The 13,880-nt window shown below is 43.5% G+C and carries 10 protein-coding genes; 5 read left to right on the top strand and 5 right to left on the bottom strand.

Features of this window, described 5'->3' with window-relative positions; all coding sequences use genetic code 11:
- The first annotated feature begins 122 nt into the window (after positions 1-122).
- From mrdA to V7L07_RS29485, 3 genes are all read left to right on the top strand, one after another.
- Entirely contained in the window at positions 123-1,970 is a 1,848-nt protein-coding gene (mrdA, locus tag V7L07_RS29495; RefSeq protein ID WP_335062774.1) for a penicillin-binding protein 2, read from the top strand.
- A 20-nt stretch (positions 1,971-1,990) separates the two neighbouring features.
- Complete coding sequence (locus V7L07_RS29490) at positions 1,991-2,449, top strand: serine hydrolase domain-containing protein (RefSeq protein ID WP_335062773.1); 459 nt, start codon at positions 1,991-1,993, stop codon at positions 2,447-2,449.
- Positions 2,450-2,559: 110 nt separating this feature from the next.
- Complete coding sequence (locus tag V7L07_RS29485) at positions 2,560-3,141, top strand: serine hydrolase domain-containing protein (protein ID WP_442936093.1); 582 nt, start codon at positions 2,560-2,562, stop codon at positions 3,139-3,141.
- Positions 3,142-3,289: 148 nt separating this feature from the next.
- On the opposite strand, the gene V7L07_RS29480 is transcribed toward V7L07_RS29485, so the two are convergent.
- Entirely contained in the window at positions 3,290-4,099 is an 810-nt protein-coding gene (locus V7L07_RS29480) for a M15 family metallopeptidase (RefSeq protein ID WP_335062771.1), read from the bottom strand.
- Between the two features lie 102 nt (positions 4,100-4,201).
- Between V7L07_RS29480 and V7L07_RS29475 the strand changes: the two genes are divergently transcribed.
- Complete coding sequence (locus V7L07_RS29475) at positions 4,202-5,119, top strand: AEC family transporter (protein ID WP_335062790.1); 918 nt, start codon at positions 4,202-4,204, stop codon at positions 5,117-5,119.
- Between the two features lie 111 nt (positions 5,120-5,230).
- On the opposite strand, the gene V7L07_RS29470 is transcribed toward V7L07_RS29475, so the two are convergent.
- Positions 5,231-6,637 (bottom strand): DUF3370 domain-containing protein, encoded by a 1,407-nt coding sequence (locus tag V7L07_RS29470; protein ID WP_335062769.1) that lies wholly within the window; start codon positions 6,635-6,637, stop codon positions 5,231-5,233.
- Between the two features lie 163 nt (positions 6,638-6,800).
- Positions 6,801-7,457, bottom strand: a complete 657-nt coding sequence (gene tsaB / locus V7L07_RS29465) for a tRNA (adenosine(37)-N6)-threonylcarbamoyltransferase complex dimerization subunit type 1 TsaB (protein ID WP_335062767.1) — start codon at positions 7,455-7,457, stop codon at positions 6,801-6,803.
- A 376-nt stretch (positions 7,458-7,833) separates the two neighbouring features.
- Here tsaB and uvrA point away from each other — a divergent pair, with 376 nt between their 5' ends.
- Entirely contained in the window at positions 7,834-10,722 is a 2,889-nt protein-coding gene (gene uvrA / locus V7L07_RS29460) for an excinuclease ABC subunit UvrA (RefSeq protein ID WP_335062766.1), read from the top strand.
- 347 nt (positions 10,723-11,069) lie between these two features.
- On the opposite strand, the gene rtcA is transcribed toward uvrA, so the two are convergent.
- Positions 11,070-12,116: an RNA 3'-terminal phosphate cyclase gene (gene rtcA / locus V7L07_RS29455; protein WP_335062765.1), complete on the bottom strand. Its 1,047-nt coding sequence runs from the start codon at positions 12,114-12,116 to the stop codon at positions 11,070-11,072.
- 279 nt (positions 12,117-12,395) lie between these two features.
- A complete protein-coding gene (locus V7L07_RS29450; protein WP_335062763.1) occupies positions 12,396-13,745 on the bottom strand; it encodes an FAD-binding oxidoreductase in 1,350 nt (449 codons plus the stop codon).
- Between the last annotated feature and the right edge of the window lie 135 nt (positions 13,746-13,880).

The raw sequence follows: 13,880 nt of genomic DNA, 5'->3' as shown, positions 1-13,880 counted from the left end.
CTAGTACTTAGATATTCTTTGATGAAGCTAATAAGCATTAAAACTGCATATTAACAATTTCTAAAAGGCTCGCTAAAATTGCGTTTATTCATTTTAAATTTTGAATTTTGTAATTGATACTTATGTCTTTATTCCCATCACTTGGCAGTAAAAAAGATACCCGTACAGTTGGACGTGGTTTCCAATCAATATTTTTAATCCTATTTACCCTATTAATGACGGCTGGGATTGGGGCGCGTTTGGCATATTTGCAAATTGTTGAAGGACCAAAACTCCGGGAAAGAGCCGAAGCAAACCGAATTCGGATGATTGCCAAACAACCTGAACGGGGCAATATTTTTGACCGGAATGGCAAACTTTTAGCCAGTACTCGCTATCCTAGTTCTGTATATTTGTGGCCGATGGCACATACTAAACCTTCCTGGTCTGTAGTCGGCCCACGTTTAGCGCAAATTCTCAACATTCCGCAAGATGAGATGGAAAAGAAATTAGAACAAGCAGGTGCTAATTCTTCTTCACTCATCCGGGTTGCCCGCGATCTAAATGAAGCAGAAATCACAGCATTAAAGGAGTATAAGAATGAACTCCCGGAAGTGGAAATTAATACAGACTCGGTGCGTTATTATCCCCACGGTAAGGAATTGGCGCATGTACTAGGTTATACGCGAGAGTTGACTGCCGACCAGTTAAAGGACAAAAAGGAGCAAGGCTACCGACTAGGAGATGTAATTGGTCAGATGGGCGTAGAAAAAGCTTATGAGAAAGCTTTACGGGGCGAATGGGGCGGTCAGCAGGTGGAAGTAGATGGTGCTGGTAGACCAATCCGGGTTATTGGCGAGAAACAGGCAAAAGCTGGTAACGATTTGCACCTAACCATCGATTTAGATGTGCAAAAGGCAGCCGAAAAAGCTTTAGGAAATCAACGAGGTGCGATCGCTGCAATTGATCCGAAGAATGGTGCGATTTTAGCAATGGTATCTTACCCCACCTTTGACCCAAATATCTTCTCCAAACAAAAACTCTCCCAGAAAGATTGGGAAAGCGTGCAAGGTAAAGATCATCCTTTGGTAAATCGTGCCCTGAGTGCCTTTCCTCCCGCCAGTACGTTCAAAATTGTGACTACCACAGCTGGATTGGAATCAGGTGAATTTTCTCCAGACTCAATATTACAGACCTTTGGTTCCCTGACTGTTGGTGGGGTGACATTTGGTGAGTGGAACCACGCCGGATTCGGGCCATTGGGATTTCCTAGAGCGATGGCTATGAGTAGTGATACTTTCTTCTATCAAGTTGGTAGAAAAGTCGGTGGCCCAACTTTAATCGAATGGAGTCGCAAATACGGGTTTGGTCAAAAAACTGGCATTGAATTTCCCAACGAAGAATCAAAAGGTTTGGTTCCAGATGAAATATGGAAGCAGAAAGTTTTAAAGACACCTTGGACTGTAGGCGACACGATTAATATGTCAATTGGTCAAGGCGCTTTGCAAGTGACACCCCTACAATCGGCGATTATGTTTGCTGTCCCTGCGAATGGTGGGTATCGAGTTAAGCCGCATTTGCTTAAAGATAATGAAGAAGCAAAAAGCTGGCGAGAATCCTTAAATATGAAATCGGAAACCATCAAAGTTCTCCGCGACGGACTGCGGAGGGTGGTAAGTGAAGGTACTGGTAAGAGTTTGAACGTGCCCACAATTGCCCCGGCATCTGGAAAGAGTGGCACTGCTGAAGCCGGTGTTGGTCGCCCAAATCATACTTGGTTTGGTGCTTATGCCCCCAGTAATCAGCCGGAAATTGTGGTTGTGGCTTTTGGGGAAAACTCCGGCGAACATGGCGGTACTATTTGTGGCCCGATGGTTTTACAAGTGCTGGAAGCTTATTTTCAACATAAATATCCAGGTAAGTATCAAAAAACTCAGTCTGAAGGAGCAGAGGCGAAAACTCAGAGTTCAGGACATGGTACTGGAGATTAGGAGGCAGGAGGTTGGAAATCGTGATTGACGACTATATTCGAGCCGCAATGACTCAAAATCAGATTCCGGGACTTTCTGTTGCGGTGGTGCAGTCAGGTGAACCTGTTTTAGTTAAGGGCTATGGATTGGCAAATATTGAACAGTCTGTTCCAGCTACTGAACATACAGTTTATGAAATTGCCTCTGTGGGTAAAACTTTCACCGCTACAGCCATAATGATACTTGTGGAACAAGGGATAATTTCGCTAGAAGATGCGATCGCAGACTATCTCGATTATCTACCCCTAACGTGGCAAAATGTCACAATCGGGCATATTATGTCTCATCAGTCTGGAATTCCTAGCTATACCGATGCCCCAAACTATTGGGAAATTACCCATCTTAATTTATCTAAATCTGAAATTTTGGCTCTAGTTACTCACCTACCGCTCAAGTTCCAACCGGGTGAGTTTAGCGCCTATGACAACACAGGCTACTAATCTGTTACACGTTTAACTTGCATCATTAGGGCGGGCGAGATGCCCACCCCACAAGGGTTATATAAATTTGAGATATGTGAACTCGATGTGGTTTAGCTTATCTACTGGGTTTGATCCTAGAAAAGGTAACTGGACAATCTTATGGAGATTTGTTGCAAGAGCGCATTTTTGCTCCTTTGGGAATGAATGCAACCGTGATGAATAATCCCAGTGACATAGTGCCACACCGGGCTGCTGGCTATCGGTTACCAAACAGCAAACTCGTTAACAAACCTTACTACAGTCCTTCTGTTACCTATTCTGCTGGAGGTCAACTTTCCAGCGTAGAAGATATGGTGAAGTGGGAACAGGCGCTTTGTGTTGGAACCCTATTAAAGCAATCAACCCTTAATAAAATGTGGACTCCTCATTTTCCCAGTCAAGGGGATGATTGGGAAAAATTGAGATATGTTGCAGGTTTAGGTTGGTGGGTATTCAATTATGGCGATCGCCGAGTAGTTGGTCATAATGGTTCGATTTTAGGATTTGCAAGTAACATTACCCGCTTTATTGATGACAAAATTACCGTGATTTTACTTTGCAATCTCGATAAAATTTCCCGACCAGATGCGATCGCAAAAAAAATTGCTGAATATTACTGTCCAGCGCTTAGGGAAGTGGTGCTTCAGCCTCCATTAGAGGAGAGGAAGTAGGTAAAACCAATTACTTCTGACTCAGCCAATTTTAGATTTTGAATTTTGGTGAAGCAGCGCGGTCTTGGGGTTTCCCCGATGAGCGACTGCTGAACCCGGAGGGATTGAAGGAAAAATCTAAAATCTAAAATCTAAAATCGTATAACTTCTATGGCGATATCTTAGCGGGTTTCAAATTTCTGGCTTTGTAGAACATTTCTAAACTATTGCGATCGCCTACAAAACGCCAGTGCCAAGGCTCATAACTCACACCTTGAATATTATCTTTGGGAAAAGACATTTCAAAGCTGAAACGGGCGGCATTTGCTTGCATCCACCGATAAGCTTTGGTATTGTCAAAGTTGGTTTGGAGATTAGTTGCTGGTACTGCTCCGTCTCCAATATCCACAGCATAACCTGTGTGATGTTCGCTATGACCAGGAGGAGCGCTGAGGGCAGCTCGTTCTGCTGGCGTTTGATTTCGTTGAGCGCCGACACCAAAAAACAATTGCTCCTGATCTTTGACTGAGCGAAAACCAGAAATTGGTACTAAAATTACCCCTGCACTCCGCGCTGCTGCTACCATCTCCTCAAATTTTTGGGCAGCAGCTTTTCGCATTCTAATGCCCCTATTTGCGGAGATGGTTACTAGTTCTGACTCAGGCGCTTCTGGGTAGGGAAAATGCCCTAACACAGTATCGCTGGAATTATTAGATGGTGTGGGAGTTGGAGTTGTAGGAGCAGAAGTAGCTGGTAAAGCTTGAGAATCGGCGGTTTTTTTGGGTGCGGTGACGAGAAACAAAAAACTGCTAATTAAAGCCAGCAAGACAAATCCCATTACTCCCCCAATCAGCACAATTCGGGGTTGCAACCAAATTTTTGGTGTTGCATCAGGGGTATCGCGTACTGCCACTGGAATATCATCACCAAGGTCATTTGATGAGTTTTGCGGTTTTCCAGAAAACCCTGCCTTATTCAAGGGTAAACTCCTGTTTTTGTGGGATAGCCATAACAGATTTTGCACTGGACAAAAGTAGACGTAACAGGTAGCATTTTACATCTGTGGTTTTTAGGCGCAAACTTGACAAACCTTTTAGAACTATACGTCAAGCTGGGAGGATTAGTCCTGGTAGGTTTTATTCTGGGACGCAAACTACCTGTGACAGTTCCTACACGTTTGGGACAGTTCCTATTTTGGGTGGGAGTACCCATAAGCATAGTATCCTTTTTACGTCAATCTAGCTTGTCAGGGCAAGTTTGGATTGCACCTGCGATCGCTTACCTAGCCATTTTACTCGGAGCATTTTTAGCTTGGTTAGGGATTAAAGGACAAGCATATTTTAAAAATACTGTCCCCCAAGCACCAACTCAGGCTAGCTTGATATTAGCCGCAATGTTGGGTAATACAGGTTATCTTGGTTTTCCCATTACCTTAGCAATGGTAGGCAAGGAATACTTTGCTTGGGCGTTATTTTACGATTTGTTAGGTTCCTTCCCCGGAACTTATGCCTTCGGTGTTTTATTAGCAGCGCGTTTTGGCGGTGGTGTCCAGAATCATTGGCAGACTGCTAGGGCTATCTTAATTAATCCTGCCTTGTGGGGTTTCGGATTTGGCTTGCTGTTTCGACAGGTGACAATTCCCACTGTCGCGGAATTCTGGTTAGAGAAATTTGCTTGGAGTAGTGTAGCTTTATCTTTGATGTTAATTGGAATGCGACTGGCGCTGCTCAAATCTTGGCGTAGCCTACCACAAGCAGGGATGAGCTTAGGAATCAAAATGCTGCTAGTTCCCTTGATATTGGGCAGTTTTTTACCACTATTTGGATTAACTGGGCCGATCGCCAAGATCATTGTGCTACAAATGGCCATGCCTCCAGCTTTCGCCACACTGGTAATTGCTGAGACATTCAATCTCGATCGCGATCTGGCAGTTACAGCCCTAGCTGCTGGGGCTATAGGATTGCTGGTTACTCTCCCAGTTTGGCTGTGGCTATTTTAATTTGGGATTTTAAGTCAATACAGTTCAGAATGAGCAACAAAACATTTGTAGAGACGGCGATTTATCGCGTCTCGAAAACCCAAAATTGTTTCTGGGTAGAAGAAGTATTTTTCACTTTTCTAAAGTTCTTACACTCAGCACTTGTGGTGGTGTCGAATCTGGTGGATAAATCACATCTACTTGTACTATCCGCTTAGTCGAAGGTGGAAGTACAAGCTGCACTAATGGTTCTAACACCTGACCAGTTCTGTGCCATAGATGTACGTAGCGCGTCTTTTGTTGTCCTTGGTCATCGAAATAGCGTAGCCGCACTGTACCACGGAAGAAAGGAAAATCTAAGGATGGTTTGCGGAAACGGACACCACCTTGGGATAATTTATCTTCCTTCAAAGGTGTTTCTAAAGTAACAGTCACGGTCTGGTTTTGGTTGGTATTGTTGCTTAAAGGTAAGGTGAGTTTATATTCCACCCCATAATTACCATGTGCTTCATAAGCCGTATCTGGATAACGTACCAGCATCTTGGCCGTTTGGATTTGTTGAGTGCCCAATCGACCACCGAGTAATGTGTCTAAAGCATAAGAAATCGCTTTGCCACGTTGGGGAATAGTCAGATTTGTGGTTTGGGGATTATCCACCAACTTTGCTTGCCATTGGGAACCACTAGACACACCAGCTACACGCCCATAAATCAGTGCGCCACTGGTAGCATTTGGAGGAGTAGGGGTTTTATCTCGCGGCCCGGCAAAGTTCCCGGTATTTAGTAAAGCTTCCCATTCTGCGAGAGTGGGTTGGCGTTCTTTTGATTCAGAATTTTTCTTGGCAAACATCGCTAAACTTGCCACATAAACTCGATCGCTACTCCGCAGCCGCATAAAGCTAGAACGACCATTTACTGGCTTTTCTAGATTTCGTACAGGAATCGGATGATTTAGTAACATCTGACTTTTTCCTGGCGGAATTATCAGCTTTGCCGGAAAATCCGCTTGTCGAACACCTCGGAGTACATCACCAACAGCGCGATCGCCTGGTCCTGAGTAAGCCTTACCATCGTTATTTTCGATGTAGGGTGCTGAGGTGACAAAGGGCGCATCCTGCATCAAATAACTCGCCGCTTGCAACACATCTACTGTTACAGGTTTTTTACCAGGGTTATGCACAATTACACCCAGGTATAGGGTTTGTAAATCTTTGGGAGTATGGGTGTAGTGGTGCGCGAATAAGTCAAAGCGTCCTTGAAAGGGAAAATTGAGGTGTGCTGCTGGAACTTTTTTACCGTTTGGAGGCAAGGTAGAAAGTAAAATACCCTCATTTTTAATCCATTCTGGGCTATTGCTGTTAAAAACAGGTATTGTATCCAACTTGCCTGGTAAGGCCCGAACTTCTCCTGCTTGCACAATTTCTTGGGGTGCTGGCTTCGGTGAAGTTTGAGCGATCGCTAAATTCTCTTTATGAGTTGTGCATCCAAAGGTTTGAGTTATGGCAAGTCCTAATACAAGTGATGGTAACTTAGCTAGCATAAATTTGAGCATCAATCAAACTGTAGTGTCAAAGATAACAAGCTATTACTACAAGTTCCTGGAAGCGGATTTCTGATAATGCGTTCGCAGTTTGTCACATTTGCTATTTAACAATGATTTTCATCGTCAGATTGCTCAATTACTTGACTTTGGAAAATACTAGTTAAACTTCTACTGGATGCTGCCCATAATATGGTAAAGCCTCAGACCAATTAGGAAATTTACCCTCTTGCCAATCGAGATTAGCTAATTCTAAAATACTTGTTACCGTTGCTGCTAACCCAGATTGGGCTTGAATCAACTGATAATTAGTGTGCCAATTCGCTAAAGTTTCCTGCCATGCCTCTGGTGTGAACACTCTATCTGATAAACACACTCTTAGTTGAGAAACATCTGATTCAAACTCATAAATACCAGCAAAAATTTGACCTCGTTGTGCTGGCATTTCCACAGCAATAGTTTTTGGATTTGGACTTTTGCCTGCTTCTGACCAAGCTACCGCAGCCAAAGTTGAAATCGCAAATACAGGAATATCTAATTGTTGCCCCAAAGTCCGGGCAGTAACAACACCAATTCGAGTGCCTGTAAAACCACCAGGGCCTTTTGCAACTGCAATAAAGGACAAATCTGCCCAAGTTTGCGGTTTGACAAATTCAATCAAATATTGATGCACTAAGCTGGATAAATCACGCCCCAAATTCCAAACTTGGGAGCGAGTTTCACCAGCAAAATCACTAATTGCCAAACCTAATTCAGGTGTGGTGGTATGTAGTGCTAAGGCGTATTTATTTATTACAAAGTCTTCTAGTTCCGTTGTCAAAGTTACTTAAATTATCTATTCTTATAGAGTTAACGTGATTTATTCAAGCATATAGCATAGCGGTTCTTAAGTGAACTCGCTTGTTTACCTTGAGAGTAGGAACTTCCGTGACGCGTTAAATAGACATCAAAAAGTTCACCTCAGCAATGGTTGAAGCGATCGCGTTCCGTCTGCGGTTGGATTTGCGATACCATAGCTTCACCCTCAGAAGGATATTGAATCGAGATGTTTCCAAATTAGCACACTGTTAAGTATGTCTGCGGCATGAATCTGGAACGATAACTAACTGAAACAGTACTATTGTTCTACAATAAACCAATTAAAGATAGTATTATTAAGGACTGTTTCATAAGAAACTCCTTCTTCGCCGCCCAATATGTCAGACCAACAGCTAGCAGCATCCTTGAATGGCCATCTTCCCAACCCCAGCCACAACAGCCAGAATACCATTCGGATTCGGGGTGCTAGGCAGCATAATCTGAAAAATATTGACCTGGAATTACCACGCGATCGCCTAATCGTATTCACTGGCGTTTCTGGTTCTGGTAAGTCTTCCCTAGCCTTTGATACCATTTTCGCTGAAGGGCAACGTCGCTATGTGGAATCCCTGAGCGCCTACGCACGGCAATTTCTCGGACAGTTGGATAAGCCGGATGTGGAAGCCATTGAAGGCTTAAGTCCAGCGATTTCCATTGACCAAAAATCAACGTCTCATAACCCCCGTTCCACTGTCGGTACGGTGACAGAGATTTACGACTATTTGCGGCTGTTATTTGGTCGGGCTGGTGAACCCCATTGTCCGATATGCGATCGCTGTATTGCACCCCAGACAATCGATGAGATGTGCGATCGCATTATGGAATTACCAGACCGCACCCGTTTTCAAATCCTTGCACCCGTTGTTCGGGGGAAGAAAGGCACACACCGTAAGCTTTTGTCAAGTCTGGCTTCCCTTGGTTTTGTCCGCGTGCGAATCAATGGCGAGATCCGGGAACTGTCAGATTCTATTGAATTGGATAAAAATTTTACCCACACCATCGAAGTGGTAATTGACCGCTTGGTGAAAAAGGCCGATATTCAGGAGCGTTTGGTTGATTCTCTTTCTACGTGTCTCAAGCAATCGGGTGGGATTGCAGCCATTCTGGTGACTCTACTTGGTGACGACGGACAAGAAAAAGAAGAAGAATTAGTATTTTCGGAAAACTTTGCTTGTCCAGAACATGGCGCGGTAATGGAAGAATTATCGCCGCGATTGTTCTCCTTTAACTCGCCTTATGGTGCTTGTCCGCACTGTCATGGTATCGGGACTTTAAGGAGATTTGCGCCAGACTTGATCGTACCTGACTGGGAAGCACCAGTTTATGCTGCGATCGCGCCTTGGTCAGAAAAAGATAATTCTTATTATTTGGAATTACTTTATAGTGTGGGACAGATTTATGGGTTTGAGTTACAGACAAATTGGGGCAAGCTGACAGAAGAACAGCAGCAAACTATTTTGTTTGGCGAGAAAGATGAACGAACCGCAGAGGCGCAGAGGAAGCAGAGTTTTAAAGGTGCTATTCCAATTTTGCAGAGGCAATATGAGGGTGGTTCGGAATTAGTTAAGCAAAAATTAGAGCAGTATTTAATCGATCAACCGTGTGAGGTTTGTCTGGGAAAACGGTTAAAACCGGAAGCCTTGGCGGTGAAGTTGGGACAATATGGAATTTTAGATTTGACTACCGTATCAATTCGGGATTGTCGAGAGAGAATTGAGCAATTTAAGTTGAGCGATCGCCAGTTACAAATTGCTGATTTAGTCCTGAGAGAAATCAAAGCTAGATTGCAATTTTTGTTAGATGTCGGTTTAGATTACCTCACCCTTGATCGTCCCGCCATGACCCTTTCTGGTGGTGAAGCCCAACGAATTCGTCTAGCAACGCAAATTGGTTCTGGTTTAACAGGAGTTCTCTACGTTTTAGATGAACCGAGTATTGGTTTACATCAACGAGATAATGGCAGGTTGCTGAAAACTTTAACTAAATTGCGCGATTTGGGTAATACATTAATTGTCGTTGAACACGATGAAGAAACAATTCGTGCAGCTAATTACATAGTTGATATTGGCCCTGGTGCAGGAATTCACGGCGGAAATATTATCGCCCAAGGTGATTTTCAGGCGTTATTAGCAGCAGAAGATTCCTTGACGGGTGCTTATTTATCGGGAAGGCGAGTAATTACCACACCAGCAGAACGCCGAGAAGGAAATGGGCGTAGTTTGGGAATTAAAAATGCCCATCGCAACAATTTACAAAATATAGATGTAGACATTCCACTAGGTAAACTCGTCTCCATCACTGGTGTGTCTGGTTCTGGCAAATCTACACTGATTAATGAATTACTATATCCATCTCTGCAACACCATTTAACTAAGAAAGTTCCCTTACCCAGACATTTAGATAAAATTCAGGGATTAAACGCGATTGATAAAGCGATCGTGATCGATCAATCTCCCATTGGACGCACACCACGTTCTAACCCTGCAACTTACACAGGAATTTTCGATGCGATTCGAGATGTATTTTCCCAAACAGTCGAAGCCAAAGCTAGGGGTTACAAACCCGGACAATTTTCCTTCAACGTTAAAGGTGGACGTTGCGAAGCTTGTAGCGGCCAGGGTGTGAATGTGATTGAAATGAACTTTCTCCCAGATGTTTACGTGCAATGCGAAATTTGTAAAGGTGCAAGATACAACCGCGAAACGTTACAGGTGAAGTATAAAGATAAGTCAATCTCTGACGTACTGAGAATGACAGTTGAGGAAAGTTTAGACTTTTTCCAGAATATTCCCAAAGCGATCGCGCGTTTGCAAACTTTATTTGATGTCGGCTTAGGTTATGTCCAACTAGGACAACCTGCGACTACTTTATCTGGTGGTGAAGCGCAACGGGTGAAATTGGCAACAGAACTATCTCGACGCGCCACAGGGAAGACGCTTTATTTAATAGATGAACCGACAACAGGGTTATCTTTTTACGATGTCCACAAATTATTAGATGTGTTGCAACGATTGGTAGATAAAGGGAATTCAATATTAGTAATTGAACACAACTTAGATGTAATTCGTTGTTCTGACTGGGTAATAGATTTGGGGCCAGAAGGCGGCGACAAAGGCGGAGAATTAATTGCTGTAGGGACACCGGAGGAAGTTGCAAAAAATCCCAGGTCTTATACTGGGCAATATTTAAAGCAAGTTTTGAAGCAGTATCCGGCGGTGAAATCTTAGTCTTTTCAAAGTAGGGTGGATTAGATAAAAATACGCTTGGGTTAAAGGCTACTGGCAACAGGCAATTCCCATCAACAAATAAACAATATTTGCATCAACGTGAAAAAATTTTCGTTTACTGCTCTTTCAGCAGCATTATTGGTTGGTTCCGAAATAAATGTTTTTATTTCATTCCATAAATAAATTTAATGACTTGTTCTCATTTTTATTTTTCTTTCTTTTGCCTTTTTACTTTTTACTTTTGCCTTGTTGCGTAACGTCGCAATGATACTTTATCAAAAAGCACTATAGCGTTTCCCGACCTAGTAAGGTCGGGAAACGCTATACTAAACTAATAAACACTTATTTCATCTAGTCAAACTCTTTACTGACACTATTCTCTCAGCTTCATTTACTGTAATTTGCGCTAGCCCAAATTGTTCAATTACCGCTGCATTTGTCGTCAAATGTCTACTCACTTCAGCCACCCGATAATGACTTTCCTGTGATGCTAAAGCCGCTGGCAATAATAACTGATCTGCTAAATGTTCATCTACTGCTGCGCCGGTGTAATGAAACTCAAGGAGTTGCTGACAAGCAATCTCTGCAACTGTCTCCGCCGACAACCGCAAACGCCCAAATCCACCAAAGCCAGTCAAGCTGTTTTCATACTCAGCAGTGAGAAAAATACCTGCCCCTGGTGCTACACCTCTTTCTCGCAAAGTCTGTATAGCAACTTTCAAATGGGCTTCGCGTAACAAATTTTCGGCCCGATTCGCCATCCGTTGGGGAATATGTGAAGGCAATTCCGTTACCACAGCTATTCCCCGCACTTGTTGTAAATTGCCCCGTTCCAACAAGTTGATTCCACCGAGTTTACCACCACCATCCACCTGTAATTCTACCTCTCCCCCACCTTGGGGAAACCACCCCCAAGCGCCTAACTTGACTTGGGCTTCCACTCCCATACGTTGCAGTATCGGCAAATAAACTTGCTCAATATACGTCACTGTTGGGCTAAAGTTCACATGAGTTCCGCCCTTAAGTGTTACCTGAGAATTACCAGATGCAAGTGCCAAAGGTAAGAGAATTGTCTGTAAAACCAGAGCGATCGCACCCGCAGAACCACCTTGTTGTGCTTTACTAACATCAAAGGTATAAATTCCCGCTTGCACAGCACTACCTGGAATGAATTCTAGCAGCGTTGAACCCAAAGCATCACCCTGTAGTTGGGCATTACAAATTCTCGCCGCAGCCCGAACTGCTGTTAAGTGTTGTGCGGCTAACCCTGGTTTTTTGCGTCCAGCGCGAATGCCTGTAATTCGTATGGGTTCGCCAGTAATGGCGGCTAGACTTAAGGAAGTGCGAAGAACTTGTCCGCCTCCCTCTCCGTAGGAACCGTCAATTTCAATCATGGGCGATTCTGAGATGTTGGATTTTGGGTTATCTCCACGGCTCTTAAAATCAAACCACAAATTATAAACGCCCAGCAACTAGCTTTTTGGTATGAGGTTACACAAATATACAGAGAAACTAGCTACGGTATACCCATGTCTCTTGACCTGCACCTTAGTTGCATCGACCTATAAAAATTAACCTCCCCGACGTTACGCAATAACTCTAACAGACTTGTGCGTACACGATAGCTTAAAAAGAGAGAGACTTTAAATTCTCCCCAGTCCCCAATCCCCAGTTCAATTTTGAATTTGGAATTGAATAACCTTGCTTTTACCGGGATTCATCAACCCATAAGGATCAACAATTTCTTTAAATTTTAACTGCTCAGGATCAATAACTTTTCTACCGCCATCTTCAATAATATATGTGTGGGGATTAGCAATACTCACACCATGTTCTTCGTGATAGCGGATAATCTCGTTGAGGCGTTCTTCTGTGGTGTAACGCACAAGTTGCAAAGCACCAGGAACTACAACACCATTCACCCGAAAAAATTCTAAATGCATCATTACCTCATCGCCGAAGTGATGATACATTTGCTCTATTAGTTGCAAACTGTGCTTGCCAGGAAACATACTTTGTAAGTAGGTAATACCCGTATCTACACTCCGGGCAAGTAAGGTGGTATGGTTCCAGCCAAATTCTGCTAAATGTATACCTTTAGCCGCTTCCTCTGCTGGTTTTCTATATGTAATCTGGCCGCCGTATTGCTGCACCAAACCCGGTAAGAATTCCAAACTCGATTCAGCAATTATCAAAAATACTGGGTGAGTCCCTTCAGGAATATACTCTTGTAAGGCGTGAAAATATTGGGGAATTTGGGATGCAAAGACAGAAATCAACTTCTTAATCATGCCATCAGCATTGCCAAGAGCCTGACCAAACTTTGCTGCGGTCATAAACTGATCAAATGTCACAATGACTTCTGCCCAAGGATAAGCTGGCCCCAAAGGGATTTCGACTTCGGTGATAATGCCATTAATTCCCCAAGCATGATTCACTTTTTGTACATCGTCGCCGCGTAATGCGATCGCACGGGGTTGATCTTCTACAGTTACCACTCGCAATGCTAGGATATTACCGCGATCGGCTAGTAACCCATATTGGATTGAGCCAATGCCCCCACTACCCCCAGCAATAAATCCGCCAATTGTCGCTGTGCGGTATGTAGAGGGTGCCATGCGGATTTCCCAGCCGATTTCTCGTGTTTTTTTATCCAAAGCCGCCAACTTCACCCCAGCTTCTACCCGCGCCACCCCCGGTTTTACCCAAAGAATCTTTTGCATCCGCGTCATATCTAAAATTACGCCACCATGCAACGGTACGCATTGCCCATAATTCCCTGTTCCCGCACCCCGTACAGTGATGGGTACGCGGTATTTAGCACAGGCGGCTGCAATTTTTAAAACTTCTGCTTCATTGATGGGACGCACTACGATATCCCCGACTTTTCCCTCTAGTTTCGGTACTAGCACTGGGCTAAAGGTGTGATAATCTTGGGATAATTTTGCGACTTGGGCGGAATCGGTTATGGTTTCTATGCCTTCTAGAGAATTAATTAGGGCATCTAAGTTAGTTTTTGTCATGACTTATTAATCAGGGTATCCAAGTTGCTTCCCCTCATAGCTTATTATTAATATTGAAGCAGGGAAACATTTTATCTAGGAATTTGAGAAAAAGTATAAAAACATTGTTTTCAGATTATTAATTTAGTTGTGAAT

Source organism: Nostoc sp., assembly GCF_036916985.1.
Lineage (GTDB): Bacteria > Cyanobacteriota > Cyanobacteriia > Cyanobacteriales > Nostocaceae > Nostoc.
The sequence above is the reverse complement of the archived record's forward strand: the minus strand, read 5'-3'. Positions and strand labels throughout refer to the sequence as shown.

Excerpts from the sequence above, each read along its gene's own strand:
- uvrA (WP_335062766.1), top strand. The coding sequence starts at position 7,834 with ATGTCAGACCAACAGCTAGCAGCATCCTTGAATGGCCATCTTCCCAAC.
- mrdA (WP_335062774.1), top strand. The coding sequence starts at position 123 with ATGTCTTTATTCCCATCACTTGGCAGTAAAAAAGATACCCGTACAGTT.
- rtcA (WP_335062765.1), bottom strand. The coding sequence starts at position 12,116 with ATGATTGAAATTGACGGTTCCTACGGAGAGGGAGGCGGACAAGTTCTT.
- V7L07_RS29450 (WP_335062763.1), bottom strand. The coding sequence starts at position 13,745 with ATGACAAAAACTAACTTAGATGCCCTAATTAATTCTCTAGAAGGCATA.
- V7L07_RS29470 (WP_335062769.1), bottom strand. The coding sequence starts at position 6,637 with ATGCTAGCTAAGTTACCATCACTTGTATTAGGACTTGCCATAACTCAA.